We start from the raw sequence: 18066 nt of genomic DNA on the forward strand, positions 1-18066 counted from the left end.
TCACAACGGCTTGCGCATGATCCAGTCGGTAAACGGCACATTGCCGGTCATGAATTGCTGCTGCCCGACACGTTCGAAGCCGAATCGCTCGTAGAAGCGCTGCGCATCGGGATTGTTGGTATAGACGCAAAGATACAGGCAACTGGCCATGCGTGCGCGGGCTTCCTCGATCACCGCTTCCATCAGCCTGCGGCCGAGCCCCGCGCCCTGCCAGCCTGACAACGCATAGATGCGCTTGAGTTCCACGGAACCTGCCTGGGGCTCGATATCGAGTTCGGGTGGGCTCATCATCGCATAACCGACCGGCGCGCCCAGCGGCGTCTCGATCAGCCAGAAGGCATATTCGGGCTTGTCGAGCCAGGCGGCATAGCGGGCCGCACCATGCTCGAAGCTGCAATGGTCGATCAGCGCCTGGCCGGGATGGTCATGCGCAAAGGCGGTGAGAAAGGTGGCCGAGCCGATCAGCGCCAGCTTGGCGGCATCGTCCGGCCCTGCGCGGCGCAGGATCGTATCGGGCAGCGCTTTCGCCATGGTGTCAGTCGTCGTCCTGCGGCCCCAGTTCGGGGTCCAGATCGCGCGGACGCGTCACCTCGATCAGCTTTGCGGTGCGGTTGTCGAGCTTGGCCCAGCTGTCGATGCTCAAGTCCATGATCGCCAGCGCGGCGGTCGGGAATTTCTCCTCGACCACATCGCGCAGGGGGCTGCTGCCATCATCGGGGACCAGATCGAACACAAGGTCCTCGAGCCCAGGATTGTGCCCGACCATCAGCACATGGTTCGCGCTGTCATTCACCCCGCGCAGCACATCAATGAGCGTCACCGACGAGGCAAGATAGATTCGCCGGTCCCAGTCGGGATGCAGCGTCTGACCATAGGCGGTTTCAAAATGGTCGATCGTCTCGGTGACGCGTACGGCAGGAGAGGCGACGACCGCGTCGAACACCATCTTCTTCTCGGCGGCATAATAACCCATGGCCTTGGCGCCCTTGAGGCCCCGCGCGTTGAGCGGGCGGTCGAAATCGCGCAAGGAGCGGTCCAGCCAGTCCGATTTGGCGTGCCGCAGCAAGGTCAGCCTCTTCATCGCATCTCTCCCCCCGGTCCCGTCACGGGATCGATTCGCGCGCCCTGTAACGGTTGCGCAGAAACGCCAGATTGCACCGCTTGTAAAGCTTCTGAAAGCGTCACTCGTCGCACCGGCGTGCCGGGTGGAAAGGCGCTGAGCAGGCGCGAGGGAAAGGCGGAGGAGAGCATCACGAAACGCCCGCGATCGTCGGCTCTGCGGATCAGTCGTCCGAACGCCTGGGCAAGACGTGCGCGGATGATCATGTCGTCATATTGCGTGCCGCCGCCCGCGAGCTTGCGCGCGCGGTGCAATATGTCGGGCTTGGGCCAGGGCACGCCTTCCATGATGACGAGCCGCAGCGAATCGCCGGGCACGTCCACCCCGTCGCGCAAGCTGTCGGTGCCGAGCAGCGAGGCGCGCGGATCGTCGCGGAAGATGTCGACCAAAGTCCCGGTCTCCATCGGGTCGACATGCTGCGCGTAGAGCGGCAGGCCCGATTGGGCGAGCCTGTCGGCGATGCGGCCATGCACCGCACGCAGCCGCTTGATCGCGGTGAACAGTCCAAGCGCGCCACCACCTGCGGCCTCGATCAGCCGACCATAGGCGCCGGCCAGCCCGGCGATATCGCCGCGCTTCACATCGGTGACGATCAGCACCTCGGCCTGGTTGGCATAATCGAACGGGCTGCGCGCCTCGAACAGCTCGGGCGGCTTTTCAAGATGCACCGCGCCGGTGCGCATCATCGCCGGGGTCCAGTCCTCGCCGGCCTTGAGCGTCGCCGAAGTGACCAGCACGCCATGCGCCGGCTTGATCACGGCTTCGGCGAGCGGTTTGCCGGGATCGAGCCAACGCCGGTGCAGCCCCATATCGTATTCGCGCCCCTCTACCCGGTCGAGCGCCAGCCAGTCGACGAAATCGGGGTCCGCAGGTCCGCCGATCCGCCCGAGCAGCGACGCCCAGGCGGCCAGCAGATCGATCCGCCAGCCGAGCGAGGCGATCGCGCCTTCGATCCGCGCCCGCGCCGGGCCGTCAAGCCAGTCGGGTGGGTCCTCGATCAGGATTTCGAGCCTGCGGCCCAGCGCCACCAGCGGCTGGTGCAAGGCATGGATCGCGCGCGCGGCCTCCATCGCGGCGGCGATCAGCGGGCCGTCGAGCTCGGCAAGTTCGGTCTCGAGGCCATAGCCTGCATCCTCCGCGCCGCTCTCGTCGCGGGCATAGACGGTGCCCCGGATCGCGGCGAGCAGCTGTTCGATCTCGCCCGAGGGAGTCCCCTCGCGGATGCGCGCCAGCCAGCCTTCGCCGGGCAGCGCTTCCGCTGCGATCCGCGCCGCCTCGATCGCGCGCCCGCCGAGCTCGTCATAGGAGGCGACATCGGAGAGGCGCGCGGCAAGCCCGCGCCTGCGTCCGCGCGACTTGCCTTCCGGCCCCATCACCCAGCGGCGCATCTCGACCGTTTCCTGCCCGGTGAGCGCGACCGCGAACATCGAGTCGGCGGCATCGTGCAGATGATGGCCCTCGTCGAAGATGATCCGCGTCGGGCGGCCCTGCTGTTCGCGCGCGCGGGCGGCGTTGACCATCACCAGCGCGTGGTTGGCGATGACCAGATCGGCATTCTGGCTCGACCGTGCGGCATGCTCGATGAAGCATTTGCGGTAATGCGGGCAGCCGGCATAGACGCACTCGCCGCGCCGGTCGGTGAGCGCGGTGACGCCCGCGCGGCGGAACAATGTGGTCAGCCAGCCAGGCAGGTCGCCGCCGATCATGTCGCCATCGCGGCTATAGGCCGCCCAGCGCGCGACCAGTTGTGCAAGCACGGCGGCGCGGTTCTGGAACCCGCCCTGCAGCGCGTCCTCAAGGTTGAGCAGGCAGAGATAATTCTCGCGCCCCTTGCGGATGACCACACGCTTGCGGAACTCGGCTTCGCCGGCATAGATGCGCTCGGTCTCGCGCGACAATTGGCGCTGCAGCGCCTTGGTATAGGTGGAAATCCACACCGTGCCGCCTGCCGCATGCGACCAGAGCGAGGCAGGCGCGAGATAGCCCAGGGTCTTGCCGATGCCGGTGCCCGCTTCGGCCAGCAGCATGTGCGGTTCGGCGCGCTTTTCGCGCGGGGCGAAGATGTGGCTGGCGGTGCGCGCGAACTGGCGCTGGCCCTCGCGCCGTTCGGCCCCTTCGCCAGTCAGCGCTTCAAGCTGCGCCTCGGCGTCGTTCTCCGCCAGCGTGACCTGGCGCGGTTGCGGGCGAGGGGGCTGTTCCTCCCATTCGGGCAGGCGCGAGAACAGCCAGCGCTCGGCTTTTTCCGGTTGCTTGAGGTGTCTGGATGCTACTCCCGCCCAGGGCCAGCGCAGCCGGCTCAGCGCCTGCAATCCGGTCCACGCGCCCTCGCGCTGCGGCCAGTCGGAGCGTTCGAGCGTGGCGATCAGCGCCTCGGCGGCGGCGTGCAGCAGGGCGGGAATGGCGGATTCGGGGAGTTGCCCTTCTGCCCTTTCCCCTTCGGGGGAGAGGGAAGAGCCGCGAAGCGGCGAAGGGAGAGGGGACTGCAAATCCAGTGTTGGCGACGGCCCCCCTCCCCAACCCTCCCTCCTAAAGGGGAGAGGGAGCTGTAATGCCTTGGCCAGCCCCATCGGCGTCGGCACCATGAACTGCGCGGGGTGCACGAAGGCGAACAGCTCGAGCAGATCCAACCCGGAAAGCTCAGGGTATCCGAGCCGCTGCGCCACCAGAGGCGCGTTGAGCATGATCAGCGGCGTCTCGGCCGCGCGGGCGATCGCCTCGCCCTTGGAGATGCGCACCGCAGGCTCGCCCGGATGAGCGAACCAGATCGCGCTATGGCTTGCATGCAGGGCTGGAAAGTTTAGGGAAGCGATCATTATCCGCCCTTATGGCGACATCGGAACGAAAAGGAAACAAGCGTGAGCGCCTATCGCGAAGCTGCAATGCGATCCAAGGCATGGCCGTTCGAAGAGGCGCGCAAGCTGCTGAAACGCTACCCGAACGGCAAGCCCGAGCGCCAAGGACCGATGCTGTTCGAGACCGGCTATGGCCCCTCTGGCCTGCCGCATATCGGCACGTTCCAGGAGGTGTTCCGCACGACCCTGGTGCGCCGCGCCTATGAGGTGCTGACCGACGGCGCGCCGACGCGCCTGGTAGCGTTCAGCGACGATATGGACGGCTTGCGCAAGGTACCCGACAATGTGCCCAATCCGGACATGTTGCGCAGCCATCTCGGCAAGCCGCTGACGCAGATCCCCGATCCGTTCGGCAAGTTCGAAAGCTTTGCACACCACAACAACGCGATGCTGCGCGCGTTCCTCGACCAGTTCGGCTTCGATTACGAGTTCGTCTCCTCGACCGAGCGTTACCGGAGCGGCGTGTTCGACGAGGCGCTGCGTGGGGTGCTGCGCAACTATCAGGCGATCCTCGACATCATGCTGCCGACGCTGCGCGCCGAACGCGCTGCGACCTATTCCCCGATCATGCCGATCAGCGCCAAATCGGGCGTGGTGCTGCAGGTTCCGGTCGAGGTGGTCGATGCCGAGGCGGGAATCGTTCGCTTTGTCGACGATGGTGAGACGATCGAGCAATCGGTGCTCTCGGGCGGCGCGAAGCTGCAATGGAAGGTCGACTGGGCGATGCGGTGGGTCGCGCTCGGCGTCGATTACGAGATGTACGGCAAGGACCTGACCGATAGCGGCGTGCAATCGGGCAAGATCGCGCGCGTGCTCGGCGGCCAGAAGCCCGAGGGCATGATCTACGAGATGTTCCTCGACGAAAAGGGCGAGAAGATCTCCAAGTCCAAGGGCAACGGCCTGTCGATCGAGGAATGGCTGCGTTACGGCAGCGAGAACAGCCTGGCCTTTTACATCTTCCGCGAGCCCAAGGCGGCCAAGCAGCTGCATCTGGGCGTCATTCCGCGCGCAGTGGACGAATATTTCCAGTTCCGCGACAACTGGCACGGCCAGGATGCCGACAAGCGGCTGGGCAACCCCGCGCACCATATTCATGCCGGCGACGTGCCCGCGGGCAGCCCGCCGGTGAGCTTCGGGCTGCTGCTCAATGTCGTCAGCCTGCCGGGCATGGACGACAAGGATCTGGTCTGGGGCTTCGTGCAGAAATATGCGCCGGGGGTCTCGCCCGAGACGCATCCCGAGCTTGATGGGCTGATCGAGAATGCGGTCAATTATGGTCGTGACTTCATCGCCCCGACGCTCAAGCGCCGCTGGCCCGAGGGGGCCGAGATCGACGCGCTAACCCGGCTCGACAACGAGCTGGCCGAGCTGCCCGAAAACGCCAGCGCCGAGGATATCCAGAACATCGTCTATGCCATTGGCAAGGACGAGGCCTATGGCTTCGGCAATCTGCGCGACTGGTTCAAGGCCTTGTACGAGACGCTGCTGGGCAGCGAGCAGGGACCGCGCATGGGCAGCTTCATCGCGCTCTACGGCATCGCCAATACCCGCAAGCTCATCGCCGAAGCGCTGGGGCGGCCGGTCGAGGCTGCATGACGGTCATCGCCGCGCGGCTCTATCGCGATGGCGAGCGGGTGCGCGATCTGGACCTCGCGCAGCCGCTGCCGGCGCTTGACGATCCGGCGGACCTGCTATGGATCGGGCTGCACGAGCCGACCGAGGCCGAACTGTTGCCGATCCAGTCACAGCTCGGTTTGCACCCGCTGGCGGTGGAAGATGCGCTCGACCGGCGGCATCTGCCCAAGATCGAGCCTTATGGCGAGCATCTGTTCGCGGTCGCGCGCACCGTGCATCTCGACGAGAGCGACAGCAACACTGCGATCACCTACGGCAACACCGCGATCTTCATGGGGCGGCAGTTCATCGTCACCGTGCGGCACGGATCACTGCGCGATCACAGTCCGGTGCGCCACAAGCTGGAGGCGACGCCCCGGCTGCTCAAGCGCGGATCGGATTTCGTGCTGCACGCGATCCTCGACTTTATCGTCGACGGCTATCTCGAGGTGATCGATACGCTCGAGGACAAGGTGCTGGGCATCGAAGACCGCTCGCTCGATGCGTTCCTCGATCGCGAGGAGACCGCGCAACTGTTTTCGCTGCGGCGCGACCTGTTCCGGTTGCAGCGCGTGCTGAGCCCGATGCAAGATGTTGCCAACCGCTGCATGCATCTCGAACTGCCGCAGATCGATACCGACATCCACCCCTATTTCCGTGACCTGCACGACCATGTCCGTCGTGCGGATTATCGCGTCGCGGGCCTGCGCGACACGCTGACCTCAGTGATCGAGACGAGCGGGCTGCTCGAGCAGCAGCGCCAGGGCGTCATCACCCGCCAACTCGCCGCCTGGGCCGCGATCCTGGCGGTGCCGACCGCGATTGCCGGGATTTACGGGATGAATTTCAAGTACATGCCCGAGCTGGAATGGCGGCACGGCTATTTTCTGGTGGTCGGTGCAATGGTGACAATCTGTGTCGGGCTCTATGTCCGCTTCAAATGGGCCAAGTGGCTATAGGGAACGCCTGAGGCGCGGGGCCGTAGGGGTAATGAACCCCATCAATACGGAGAATATCCCATGAGCCTTCCCGATCTTTCCGATCGCAAGATCTGCATCCTCGCCACCCATGGTTTCGAGGAATCCGAACTCATCCAGCCGCGCGACGACCTCAAGGGCGCGGGCGCGGACGTCACCATCGTCTCGCCGGAAGGCGGCGAGATCAGGGGCTGGAAGGGCGACGACTGGGGCCAGAGCGTCAGCGTCGACGCGCCGCTTTCGGGCGCGCGGGTCGAACATTATGACGCGCTGGTGCTGCCGGGTGGCCAGATCAACCCTGATCTGCTGCGGGTAAACGATGAGGCGCTCGCGCTGATCAAGGCTTTTGCCGATGCCGGCAAACCCATCGCTGCCGTATGCCACGCGCCCTGGCTGCTTGTCGAGGCCGGCCTTGCCAAGGGCAGGACGATGACCTGCTACAAGTCGATCGTCACCGACCTCAAGAATGCCGGCGCGAATTTCGTCGACCAGGAAGTGGCGATCGACGGGCGGTTCATCACCAGCCGCTGCCCGGACGATCTGCCCGCCTTCGGCAGGGCAATCGCTGAAATGGTCAGCGAAAAGACGGGCGCCCGCACCGAATATGTGTGACGCTTGATATCATGCGGCAGGCTTCACCACCTGCCGCATGACGGCCGGATAGCCGGCCGCGATGGTCATCCGCCCGGCATGGCCGGCCTCTATCAGCATGCGATGCGCGCGCGGCAGATTGTAGCAGGGCACACCCATGAACAGGTGGTGCTCGCTATGGAAGTTGACCCAATAGGGCGCGACCGTCGCTCGCTCCAGCCAGTTCGCGTAGGTCGTGCGCGCATGGGTGAAAGGGTCTTCGCTGCCGGTCGTCGTGCAGGCATGTTCCGCGATATTGCGGATGCGAAGATACAGCTGGAAGGTCGTAGCCATGGCGATCAGCCAGATCAGATAGGGCAGCACGCCCAGCCCGGTCGCCAACGATAGCCCGATCAGCACGACCTGCGCTGCAAGAAAACGCAGCGTCACCTTGCCGATGAACAGGTTCTGCTCCTTCGCGCCCGGGCTCAGCCCCTTCAATGCCATGGCCAGTTGCGCGCCACGCTGCTTCAGGAAAGTCTGGCCGGTCAGGTCGCGGAACACCTTGCGCATCAGGCTGGCACGCGTGGTGGGGAAGGGGGCGGACAGCGAGAGGTCCGGGTCTTCGGGCTGCTGCGTGTAGCGATGGTGCGTCAGGTGATAGGTGCGATAGGCGTGCAGGTCCGTACCCATCGGGACGCCCGTGACCCACTGACCGACCCAGTTGTTCACCGCGCGGTTGGGGTGGAGCAGGCCGTGCGCGCCTTCGTGCATCAGGATCGCCAGACCCAGCTGCCGCCCGCCTATCAGCACGATCGCAAGACCCCATGCCCACCAGGTTGCGAGATAGGCCGCGCCCCAGGCGAGCGCGATGATGGTGATCCACGCATGCGCGACCAGGGCAAGGCCCTTCCAGCGCGAAACGGCGGTCAGTTCGCGGAACACCTCGCGTCCGAAAATCTGCGACGGGTTGGCGGCCTTCATCAGCGCCATGTCTCTCTCCTGATGCACTACACACGCTTTACGTTAGCGTCAGTCTAGCATTGCAGCCGCCAGCCGCCAACCCGGTCATATCACCAGGTGTCCAGACCGGGTCAGGGGGACCAATTCCGCTAACAGGACAGCCTAGTCAGCCCTTGGCGGGAACGAATACAGGTACCGCGATGGCAATGCATTCGAAGGCCGTGTCGCGCTCGAGCGGGGCGCGAAGCTGACGGGCAAGACCGGTCATCACCCGATCTATGCCGTCGGCAAGCATCGCTTCCAGTTCGGGGTTCGGACCCAGCGCGGGCGAGGCGACCCTCAGCACGATCTTGGTCGGGTCGTCGCTCTTGCGCACTGCCGAAATCCGGATCGGCGCATCCGGGCGCGTCAGATGAATGAGCTCGAGCACCTCGGTCAGCAGGAATGCAATCGGCACGCCCACGTCCTGGCTGACATGAACATTGTCGATATCGATCATGATGTCGGGACCGTCGCCACCATGAACATTGTCGGCATGCTCGAAACTGCCGGCCAGCTCGCCGACCAGTGCGCGAAGATTGATACCCTCGCTCCGTTCGTTGCCGGCAAAATGGTTGCGATGAACGACGGCGAGCGCATCCACGCGGCGCTGAATCTTGCCGTACGCCAGCTTGGCAGGATCGGAGTCGGCAGTCCGCGCGTGCAGGTTGATCAGGCTGGCGATGATCTGCAGGTTGTTCTTGACCCGATGGTGGACCTCGCGGGTCAGCATCACCTGCTGCTTCAATCCCTCGTCCAGCGCTTCGCGGTCGACCGAGACCTTGTGGGCAAGAGCCACGAACCCCTGGTCGAGCTCCTCGATCTCGCTGGCGTTGAACGCCGTCTTTTCCATGGGCGCCATCTGCTCGCCGATCTCGTACAGGCGCACCTTGCGCTGCAATTGGGTGAGCGGGCGGATCAGCATCACATTGACGACCAGCCAACCGATGATGGCGGCTGCCAGCAAGGTGATGAACGGAATGGTCTGCGCCAGAAATTCTGGCGGAGACTGTTTGGGCCGAACATAGCGCAGATCGAGATGCAGGCCTGCAACGACCGTCTGTGCCGTCATCAGCGCATTCAGCCGGCGCTGCCAGTTTTCCGGGATTTCGGTCAGCGGCAGGACTGCGGTCTGGCTTCGAAGGTCGAATTGCGACAGCGGGACGTCGTCGACCGGATCTGACAGCGTGAACAGACTGTCGGCCGAATAGAAGGCAACGGCGCGAGCCACCGATACGCGGCCACGGGTCGCAAAGATGGCGCCATTGGCCGGCACTGCCAGGGTCGCCGCCGGAGCAGCAGCATTGGCGCCGACTTCGCGCAAGGCACGCGGCACCGAACCGATCTGGCAGGATGGCGGCCCGCTATTGGCAGCATAAAGCAGCGCGGCGAAGCGGGTTTGCTGGTTGCCCAGCTGCTCGCGCAGGTTGAGGCAGATCTTGGCCGGGTCTTCACCCAGCGCGATCTGCGAAGAGGCCGCGCCGAGGATGGCAAGGTCATTTTCTATCGCGGCATTCAGCCGGAGCGCTGCATCGTCGACATTTTTCTGCAGCAGCCGATTACGCTCGTCATTGGCTGTATCTGCCAGGCTGCGGTTGGCGATCACCGATCCAAGCGCAAGCGGCAGCAGGGCGATCGCCAGAATGAGGAACAGTCTGGTGCCGATCGACAGGCGCGCCATGGGCGCAAGAAAGGGAATGTGCGCCCGGTCTGTCCTGCGCATTATTTCAACTGCTTGAGCAAATCCAGAAAGTCGTCTGGAATCTCCTCTTCCAGCGTCCGCTGGTACACAGACTTCAGGGCATCACCGATAAGGTGGGATTTGCCATCGTCACCGACGGACGCGCCCGCTTCCTCGGCATCGCCGGCCGCCATGCTGTCATCAACAAGATGCGGTTTGGTCTCCGGCGTGCCTTTCGCAGGCTTGTCGCCGCCGGACTGATCGTCATTGTTACGATGCACGAGCATCCCATCCCGCCTGTTGAAATTCCGTCCCGAAATGGGCTTAGCAAGCCGTCCCAACCCTGCCAAGCCCGCAAAATAGTGCGGGATTGTGCATAAACGTCTCAGGGAAGGAAACAAACTGCGGCGCGGATTGTTCCTTACGCGAGGTTCGGTTTGTCTGCTTTCACATCCGGCATCGCTTCGCGCCCCGTGTTTTGACACGGGGGGCCGAAGGTCATAGACACGGCACCAGCCGAAAAAGGAGTTTCACTGCATGTCCCTGGGCCAGACGCTCGCTCCCCATCTTCCCCTGTTGCGGCGCTATAGCCGGGCGCTCGCAGGCGACCAGCATCATGGCGATGCCTATGTAAAGGCAACGCTGCAGGCCATCATCGCCGCACCTGATCAGTTTCCCAGCGACGTCGACGCACGGCTCGGTCTGTACCGGGTGTTCCAGGTGATCTGGGGCTCGACCCATGATGACCGCGAGGAAGCCGACAGTTTCGATGCCTATCCCGATGCCGATGATGATTCGCGCCGCCTGCTGGCCGAACAGCGTCTGCGTCGCATTCCGCCGCTGTCGCGACAGGCGCTTCTGCTGACCGCGATGGAAGGCTTCTCGAATTCCGATACTGCCTATCTGATGGGCCTTGACGACCGCACCGTCTCGAGCCTGGTCAGCGAGGCGCTGAGCGAGATCGACAGCCAGATCAAGGCCAAGGTGCTGATCATCGAGGACGAGCCGATCATCGCGATGGATATCGAGACGATCGTGCGCGATCTGGGCCATGACGTGACGGGCATTGCGGTCACGCGCGACGAGGCCGTGGAACAGGCCCGCCGCGACAAGCCCGGCCTTGTGCTGGCCGACATCCAGCTGGCCGATGACAGCTCGGGTATCGACGCGGTCGCCGACATCCTGCGCGAGATCGACGTGCCCGTGATTTTCATCACCGCCTTCCCCGAACGCCTGCTCACCGGCGAGCGTCCGGAACCTGCCTTCCTGATCACCAAGCCCTTCCACCGGAACACGGTGCGCGCGGCGATCAGCCAGGCTTTGTTCTTCTTCGATCCTGAAACGGTGTGACTAAAAAATGCCTTCATTATGAAGGAAAATAGATCGAGCGAAAAGGCGGGCCTCGGGTCCGCCTTTTTTGTTTAGATCGACACATTTTGCTTGCCCGCTGATGATGATTTTGTCAGCTTTGATAAATATCACTATTTCTCGAACGGGGTGGGGATGCAGTTTTATTTCAGAGTTGCGGGACTTGCTGCGGGATTGCTTGCGGCGGTTGCGCCAGTGGGGGGCATTGCACAGGATCAACCAGCCGAGAGGACTACTTCTAGGGCCGACGATATGGCCGCAGCTTTCGGGTCGCGCGAGATGGTCCAGGACGCCAGCCTGTCGCCCGATGGCAGCAAACTTGCCTTTATCAAGCCGATCACCGGGCAAGGATCTATGCTGATGGTCGTTGATCTTCTGCCCGCCCCCGAAACACCTAGGGCGGTGCTGAAGCTGGATGGAGAACCCAACCGGCTCGGCTCATGCAAGTGGGTCGGCAACACGCGTCTGATGTGCGATGTTTTCGCCTCGATGGACCTGCTCGGTGACGCAACCTACGTGTCGCGGATGGTCTCTGTCGATGCGGCAGGCGGCGAGCCCAAGGTCCTGGAACTGCGCAAAACCGGTACCGGCCAGCAATTGGGCCTTGCTCTTTACGGCGGGGATGTCATCGACTGGAACCCGGCCGAGGATGGCCATGTTCTGGTCATGCGCGAATATCTGCCGCAGACCACGATCAGTGCCGCCGGGACCAGCACTCTTATTTCGCAATCGAAGATTGGTATCGGCGTCGATCTGGTCGATACCCGCACGTTGCAATCGAAGTCGGTGGAACAGCCCAAACAGGACGCCCGCCGCTATATTTCCGACGGCTATGGCAATGTCCGGATCAAGGCCCACCGCATTCTGGAAGGCAGATATGACTCGGGGCGCTACAATTACTACTATCGCAAGCCCGATAGCCGCGACTGGTTGCCGATGGTGGTCACCGATCCAACGGAAACGACCTTTCGGGCGGTCGCCGTCGATGCGAAGACCAATCTGGCTTACGGCTTGAAGCGCAAGGATGGCCGCATGGCCGCTTATAGCTACAGCCTTGATGGCAGCGGCACGGAAACGTTGGTCTATGCACATCCTGAGGTCGATATTGCGGGCTTTGTTCGCATCGGCCGCCGCAGTCGGGTCATCGGTGTGCGCTATGTCACTGATACGACCCAGGTCCATTATCTCGACGCTGACATCGAGAAGATGCGAGCAGCGCTGTCCCGCGCCATCCCGAATCTGCCGCTGGTGAATATCATCGATTCGACCGAGGATGAACGCAAGATGCTGATCTGGGCGGGCAGCGACACCCATCCAGGGCGCTTTTTTCTGTTCGATCGGGATGCCAAGACCCTCGCTCAGCTCCTGGCTGTGCGCCCCGATGTGGAAGGCTTGGCGCTGAGCGCGATGAAGCCGATTACCTATCCTGCGCGTGATGGTACGATGGTGCCCGGCTATCTGACACTCCCACCTGGCAAAGCAGACATGAAGGGCCTGCCTGCTATTGTCATGCCGCACGGTGGACCGGAATCGCGCGACACATGGCGTTTCGACTGGATGGTGCAGTTCTTTGCGCAGTCAGGCTATGCCGTGATCCAGCCCAATTTTCGCGGCTCGGCGGGTTATGGCGAACAATGGTTCCAGGAGAACGGATTCAAGAGCTGGAAAACTGCCATCGGCGATGTCAATGACGCCGGGCACTGGATGGTGAGCAATGGGGCCGATCCCAAGAAATTAGCGATCTTCGGATGGTCCTATGGCGGCTATGCGGCGCTGCAATCCAACGTTATGGAGCCCGACCTTTTCAAGGCCGTCATCGCCGTCGCACCGGTGACCGATCTGGACAGGCTCAAGGCAGATCGCCGTAACTGGTCCGATTTCGCGCAGGTCGCTGAATACGTCGGCGATGGTCCGCATATCGAGCAAGGTTCGCCTGCGCGCAATGCAGACAGGTTCAAGGCAAAGGTGCTGATGTTTCACGGCGATATCGATCGCAACGTCGATGTCGGGCATGCCAGGCTAATGGACGACAAGTTGAAGGCTGCAGGCAAGCAGTCCGAATTGCAGGTTTTCAAGAACCGCGATCATTATCTTGAGGACAGCGCGCTTCGGGCAGGGATGCTGCGCACCAGCATTGCCTTTCTGGAAAAGGCATTTGCAGCCCAGTGACACAAAAAAGGCGGGCTTTGCGGCCCGCCTTTTTCGTATCTCTGTCGGTATTGAACCGGATCAGCGCGAATAGAATTCGACGACCAGATTGGGTTCCATCTTCACCGGATAGGGCACTTCGTCCAGCGTCGGAATGCGGGTAAAGGTGACCTTGTCGGTGCCATCGGGGGCGACATAATCGGGGATGTCGCGCTCGGCCAGGCCCTGGGCTTCGATGACCAGCGCCATTTCCTGCGCCTTCTTGCCCAGCGACACGACGTCACCCGGCTTCACCTTGCGCGAGGCGATGTTGCACTTCACGCCGTTGACGCGGATATGGCCGTGGCTGACGATCTGGCGCGCAGCGAAGATGGTCGGCGCGAACTTGGCGCGATAGACGACCATGTCGAGGCGCTGTTCCAGCAGACCGATCAGGTTCTGGCTGGTGTCGCCCTTCATGCGGCTGGCTTCGGTATAGTTCTTCTTGAACTGCTTTTCGGTGATTTCGCCGTAATAGCCCTTCAGCTTCTGCTTGGCGCGGAGCTGCAGGCCGAAGTCGGACATCTTGCCCTTGCGGCGCTGACCGTGCTGGCCGGGGCCGTATTCGCGCTTGTTGACGGGCGACTTGGGGCGGCCCCAGATGTTCTCGCCCATGCGGCGATCGAGCTTGTACTTTGCACTGTTGCGTTTGGACACGCGTCATTCTCCAATTTGCTGTCTGAGTCTCAGACGAACCACAGCCTGATGCTGTGGCTTCCAGTCCCGGAATCGCGCCATGGTGCCGAATGTGCGCCATGCGGCCGCTGCTTCACCGGGGTGCAGGGCCAATTGCGAAGCGCGGCCTATGGCGAAGAGGCACGCGAGAGTCAAGGGCGCGCGGCTGGCTCGACAGCGCAGGCGGGCACGGCTATCGCATGGCCCATGTCAGACACGATCAAATCGCCCGAAGACTGCCAGACCATGACCGAAGTGCGCGCCGGCGTCGATGCGCTCGACCGCGAGCTGGTGGAACTGCTCGCCACACGCTTCGGCTATATGCGCGCCGCCGCCCGGATCAAGCCCGAACGCGCCATGGTTCGCGACGAGGCGCGCAAGGCGCAGGTCATCGCGCAAGCCAAGGAAGCAGCGTTCGAGCTTGGCGTGCCGGTCGGGCTGGTCGCGGACTTCTGGGAACGGCTGGTCGAAGCCTCGATCGCCTATGAAGGCGAGCATTGGGAATTGCTGCGGCGCTGACCTGATGGGGTGCAGCAACGCCTCTTCCTTGATGGGAGAGGCAGCGAGGCTTGGCGACGAAGGAGCCTAGCCGAAGCGGTGAGGGTGATGGTGCGGTCTGGCGCCGAGCTATCATCCGGCCCGGTCACCCCCACCCATACCCTCCCCCATCAAGGGGGTGGGCTTATGCTCAACTCACCGGCTTGCGGGGCGGCTTGGCGAGCGTGCTCAGCACGCCGCGGAAGGTGCGTACCTCGTTGCTGTTCCATTGCGGCTTGGTGACGAGGTTGCGCAGGGTCCGGCGGCTCACGGCAGCGCGGCTTTCGGGGAAGAAATAGTTCTTCTCCTCGAGCACGCCGCACAGCTGGTCGAACATGCCGTCCAACTCCTCCATCGGCGCGGGCGGATCGAGATCGACCTGCGGCGGGGATGCAAGGCCCTGGCCGCCGGTCTTGGACCATTCATAGGCGACCAGAATCACAGCCTGGGCCAGGTTGAGCGATCCGAATTCCGGGTTGATCGGCACGGTCAGAATATCGTGCGCAATGGCGACGTCATCGGTTTCCAGCCCCGAACGTTCGGGGCCGAACAGGATGGCGCTGCGGCCTGGAGCGGTCACCATCGCGCGCGCGGCTGCCTCGGGCGTGACGACGGGCTTGGTGACGCCGCGCTTGCGCACCGTGGTGGCATAGACATGATGGCAGTCTGCGACGGCCTCTGCGACCGTCTCGAACACCTGCGCGCGTTCGAGCACGACATCCGCACCCGAGGCTGCCGGACCTGCCGATGGATTGGGCCAGCCATCGCGCGGCGCGACGAGGCGCATATCGGTGAGCCCGAAATTGAGCATCGCCCGCGCCGCCTTGCCGATATTCTCGCCAAGCTGCGGACGGACGAGGATGAAGACGGGCGGCGCAACCAGCGTATCAGGCACCGCCGACATCCTTCACCGTGCTTGCAAATTCCTCGAAATCCTTCGCCTCGCTGAAATCGCGATAGACGGAAGCGAAGCGGATATAGGCAACGCTGTCCAGCATCCGCAGCCCATCCATCACCATCCCGCCAATCTCGCGCGAGGGGATTTCATTCTCGCCCGAAGTCTCGATCTGGCGCTGGATGCCCGAGACGAGCTGGTCGATCCGCTCCTGGTCGATGCCCCGCTTGCGGCAGGCGACCGCGACAGATTTCTCGATCTTGGCGCGGTTGAACGGCTCGCGGCGGTTCTCGCTCTTGATCACCATGATGTCGCGCAGTTGGATGCGTTCGAACGTGGTGAACCGCGCGCCGCAGCTTTCGCACTGGCGGCGGCGGCGGATGGCTGCCCCGTCTTCGGTGGGGCGGCTATCCTTGACCTGGCTGTTTTCGTGCGCGCAGAACGGGCATCTCATGTTGAAGCGTCAGCCTTCAGGGGCGCAGGCGCTTGTAGAGCATGAAGCCAGCACCTGCGAGCAGGCCGACCGGCCAGCTGACGACGGGCAGCACCGCGCCTGCCACCGCGCCGATTGCGCCCGCGGTCAGCACCGGCTTGGTCGAAGGATGGGCCATTCCTTGCTTGGCCATGCCCACGATCTCTTCGCGCGCGTCGGCGATCAGATCGCCCGAATTGTTCGGATCGTCGGGATTCTGCATGGTTCAGAGCTCCGGATAGATGGGGAAGCGGTCGCACAGCGCCTCGACGCGCTGGCGCACGGCGGCTTCGACCTCGGGGTCGCCATGTTCGCCCTTGGCGCGCAAGCCGTCGAGCACATCGGCGATCATGTCACCGATCTCGCGGAATTCGGCGACGCCAAAGCCGCGCGTGGTGCCTGCGGGCGAGCCGACGCGGATGCCGCTGGTCTTGGTCGGCGGCAGCGGATCGAACGGAATGCCGTTCTTGTTGCAGGTAATCCCGGCACGCTCGAGCGCCTCGTCGGCGTCCTTGCCGGTAACGCCCAGCGGACGCAGGTCGATCAGCGCCAGGTGCGTGTCGGTGCCGCCGGCGACCAGATCTGCGCCACGTTCCTTGAGGCGGCTGGCCAGCGCCTTGGCATTCTCGATCACCGCGCGCGAATAGCTCTTGAACTCGGGGGTAAGCGCCTCACCAAAGGCCACGGCCTTGGCGGCGATGACGTGCATCAGCGGGCCACCCTGCAGCCCGGGGAACACGGCGGAGTTCAGCTTCTTCGCCAGCGCCTCGTCATCGGTCAGGATCATACCGCCGCGTGGGCCGCGCAGCGTCTTGTGCGTGGTCGTCGTCGCGACATGCGCGTGCGGGAAGGGCGAGGGATGGACGCCGGCTGCGACCAACCCTGCGAAATGCGCCATGTCGACATGCAGATAGGCGCCGACCTCATCGGCAATCTCGCGGAACTTGGCGAAATCGATGTGACGAGGATAGGCCGAGCCGCCCGCGAAGATCAGCTTCGGCTTGTGCTCCAGCGCCAGGCGGCGAACCTCGTCATAGTCGATCAGGTGCGTGTCGGGGGTGACGCCATATTGCACGGCGTTGAACCACTTGCCCGACATCGCCGCGCGCGCTCCGTGCGTGAGGTGACCGCCCGCGTCGAGCGACATGCCCAGGATCGTATCACCCGGCTTGATCAGCGCCAGCAGCACCGCGCCATTGGCCTGCGCGCCCGAATGCGGCTGCACATTGGCAAATCCCACACCGAACAGCTTGCAGGCGCGTTCGATCGCCAGGCTCTCGACATCGTCCGATGGCGCGCAGCCCTGATAATAGCGCTTGCCGGGATAGCCTTCGGCATATTTGTTGGTGAAGACCGAACCCTGGGCCTCCAGCACCGCCTTGGAGACGATGTTTTCCGAAGCGATCAGCTCGATCTGCTTCTTCTCGCGGCGCACTTCCTTGGCGATCGCGGCAGCGACGGCAGGGTCGGTCACGGCCAGTCCTTCGCTGAAAAAGCCGGAGGATCGGATTTCATTGAGCGCGGTGTTGGTCGACATTTCAGGCTCCATCAGGGAATTGATCTGGCGGTGGACGTGATCGTCTGTGTATCAGGCCGGGGTCAGCTTGGCCACGCGGCGTTCGTGGCGGCCGCCTTCGAACGGCGTTGCAAGAAAGGCGGACAGGCAGTCCTTGGCGGCATCGATGCCGATCAGACGCGCGCCCATGGCGATGACATTGGCGTTGTTGTGCTGGCGCGACAGGCGCGCGGACAGGCTGTCCGAGATGAGCGCGCAGCGGCAGCCGGGATTGCGGTTGACCGCAATCGAAATGCCGATGCCCGATCCGCACAAGGCCACGCCGAATTCCGCCGCGCCCGACGCGACATGATCGGCCAGCTTGAAGCCGTAATCGGGATAATCGACGCTGTCGGTGGTGTCGGGGCCGAGATCGGTCACGTCATGGCCCTGGTCGCGCAGCCAGTCGGCAAGTTCTGCCTTGAGTGCGACGGCGGCATGGTCCGATGCCAGGGCGATCTTGACGGGCGGGGTGGTCATCGTTCGCTGCGATCTCTTCTGATGGGCTGGCGGGTCGAATCCCGCGTCGCGCGCTATCTAGGCGAGCGACGCGTGCGATGC

The 18066-nt window shown here is 63.6% G+C and carries 18 protein-coding genes; 6 read left to right on the forward strand and 12 right to left on the reverse strand.

Annotated elements, in window-relative coordinates; all coding sequences use genetic code 11:
* The 3 genes from C7451_RS01885 to C7451_RS01895 are packed head-to-tail and all read right to left on the reverse strand — an operon-like array spanning window position 1 to window position 3933.
* Complete coding sequence (locus tag C7451_RS01885; protein ID WP_110297262.1) at window positions 1–531, reverse strand: GNAT family N-acetyltransferase; 531 nt, start codon at window positions 529–531, stop codon at window positions 1–3.
* A 4-nt stretch (window positions 532–535) separates the two neighbouring features.
* Complete coding sequence (locus C7451_RS01890; RefSeq protein ID WP_110297263.1) at window positions 536–1081, reverse strand: SixA phosphatase family protein; 546 nt, start codon at window positions 1079–1081, stop codon at window positions 536–538.
* Window positions 1078–3933: an ATP-dependent DNA helicase gene (locus C7451_RS01895; RefSeq protein WP_110297264.1), complete on the reverse strand. Its 2856-nt coding sequence runs from the start codon at window positions 3931–3933 to the stop codon at window positions 1078–1080. Before C7451_RS01895 ends, C7451_RS01890 begins: the two co-directional genes overlap by 4 nt.
* Window positions 3934–3999: 66 nt before the next feature.
* On the opposite strand from C7451_RS01895, the gene C7451_RS01900 reads away from it, so the two are divergent.
* Genes C7451_RS01900 through C7451_RS01910 form a run of 3 tightly spaced genes read left to right on the forward strand, consistent with a single transcriptional unit; the run spans window position 4000 to window position 7175 of the window.
* Window positions 4000–5568, forward strand: a complete 1569-nt coding sequence (locus tag C7451_RS01900; RefSeq protein ID WP_244181514.1) for a lysine--tRNA ligase — start codon at window positions 4000–4002, stop codon at window positions 5566–5568.
* Window positions 5565–6545 (forward strand): magnesium and cobalt transport protein CorA, encoded by a 981-nt coding sequence (locus C7451_RS01905; protein ID WP_110297266.1) that lies wholly within the window; start codon window positions 5565–5567, stop codon window positions 6543–6545. The genes C7451_RS01900 and C7451_RS01905 overlap by 4 nt, the downstream gene beginning before the upstream one ends.
* A 60-nt stretch (window positions 6546–6605) precedes the next feature.
* Window positions 6606–7175 (forward strand): type 1 glutamine amidotransferase domain-containing protein, encoded by a 570-nt coding sequence (locus C7451_RS01910; protein WP_110297267.1) that lies wholly within the window; start codon window positions 6606–6608, stop codon window positions 7173–7175.
* Between the two features lie 9 nt (window positions 7176–7184).
* Here the strand turns inward: C7451_RS01910 and C7451_RS01915 are convergent, their stop codons facing one another.
* From C7451_RS01915 to C7451_RS20160, 3 genes are all read right to left on the reverse strand, one after another.
* Window positions 7185–8126 (reverse strand): fatty acid desaturase family protein, encoded by a 942-nt coding sequence (locus tag C7451_RS01915; RefSeq protein ID WP_110297268.1) that lies wholly within the window; start codon window positions 8124–8126, stop codon window positions 7185–7187.
* Window positions 8127–8262: 136 nt separating this feature from the next.
* Complete coding sequence (locus C7451_RS01920) at window positions 8263–9858, reverse strand: sensor histidine kinase (RefSeq protein ID WP_110297269.1); 1596 nt, start codon at window positions 9856–9858, stop codon at window positions 8263–8265.
* On the reverse strand, window positions 9858–10103 hold the full coding sequence (locus C7451_RS20160; protein WP_110297270.1) for a NepR family anti-sigma factor: 246 nt from the start codon (window positions 10101–10103) through the stop codon (window positions 9858–9860). The genes C7451_RS01920 and C7451_RS20160 overlap by 1 nt, the downstream gene beginning before the upstream one ends.
* Window positions 10104–10353: 250 nt before the next feature.
* Between C7451_RS20160 and C7451_RS01930 the strand changes: the two genes are divergently transcribed.
* Together C7451_RS01930 and C7451_RS01935 are read left to right on the forward strand one after the other, a co-directional pair.
* Window positions 10354–11166 (forward strand): response regulator, encoded by an 813-nt coding sequence (locus C7451_RS01930; RefSeq protein ID WP_110297271.1) that lies wholly within the window; start codon window positions 10354–10356, stop codon window positions 11164–11166.
* A gap of 270 nt (window positions 11167–11436) precedes the next feature.
* Window positions 11437–13353 (forward strand): alpha/beta hydrolase family protein, encoded by a 1917-nt coding sequence (locus C7451_RS01935; protein WP_167398394.1) that lies wholly within the window; start codon window positions 11437–11439, stop codon window positions 13351–13353.
* A gap of 60 nt (window positions 13354–13413) precedes the next feature.
* Here the strand turns inward: C7451_RS01935 and rpsD are convergent, their stop codons facing one another.
* On the reverse strand, window positions 13414–14028 hold the full coding sequence (gene rpsD / locus C7451_RS01940) for a 30S ribosomal protein S4 (RefSeq protein WP_023836510.1): 615 nt from the start codon (window positions 14026–14028) through the stop codon (window positions 13414–13416).
* 225 nt (window positions 14029–14253) lie between these two features.
* On the opposite strand from rpsD, the gene C7451_RS01945 reads away from it, so the two are divergent.
* On the forward strand, window positions 14254–14565 hold the full coding sequence (locus tag C7451_RS01945) for a chorismate mutase (protein WP_110297427.1): 312 nt from the start codon (window positions 14254–14256) through the stop codon (window positions 14563–14565).
* 169 nt (window positions 14566–14734) lie between these two features.
* Here C7451_RS01945 and C7451_RS01950 read toward each other — a convergent pair whose 3' ends face one another.
* From C7451_RS01950 to rpiB, 5 genes are read right to left on the reverse strand one after another with little or no spacing between them, the layout of a single operon-like run.
* Window positions 14735–15487: an RNA methyltransferase gene (locus C7451_RS01950; protein WP_110297273.1), complete on the reverse strand. Its 753-nt coding sequence runs from the start codon at window positions 15485–15487 to the stop codon at window positions 14735–14737.
* Window positions 15471–15932, reverse strand: coding sequence for a transcriptional regulator NrdR (gene nrdR / locus C7451_RS01955; protein WP_110297274.1), 462 nt, complete (start codon window positions 15930–15932; stop codon window positions 15471–15473). The genes C7451_RS01950 and nrdR overlap by 17 nt, the downstream gene beginning before the upstream one ends.
* A gap of 16 nt (window positions 15933–15948) precedes the next feature.
* Entirely contained in the window at window positions 15949–16173 is a 225-nt protein-coding gene (locus C7451_RS01960; RefSeq protein ID WP_110297275.1) for a hypothetical protein, read from the reverse strand.
* Window positions 16174–16176: 3 nt separating this feature from the next.
* Complete coding sequence (gene glyA, locus C7451_RS01965) at window positions 16177–17487, reverse strand: serine hydroxymethyltransferase (RefSeq protein ID WP_110297428.1); 1311 nt, start codon at window positions 17485–17487, stop codon at window positions 16177–16179.
* A 51-nt stretch (window positions 17488–17538) separates the two neighbouring features.
* Complete coding sequence (rpiB, locus tag C7451_RS01970; protein WP_110297276.1) at window positions 17539–17985, reverse strand: ribose 5-phosphate isomerase B; 447 nt, start codon at window positions 17983–17985, stop codon at window positions 17539–17541.
* Window positions 17986–18066: the final 81 nt, after the last annotated feature.

It is taken from the genome of Blastomonas natatoria (genome assembly GCF_003201955.1).
GTDB lineage: Bacteria > Pseudomonadota > Alphaproteobacteria > Sphingomonadales > Sphingomonadaceae > Blastomonas > Blastomonas natatoria.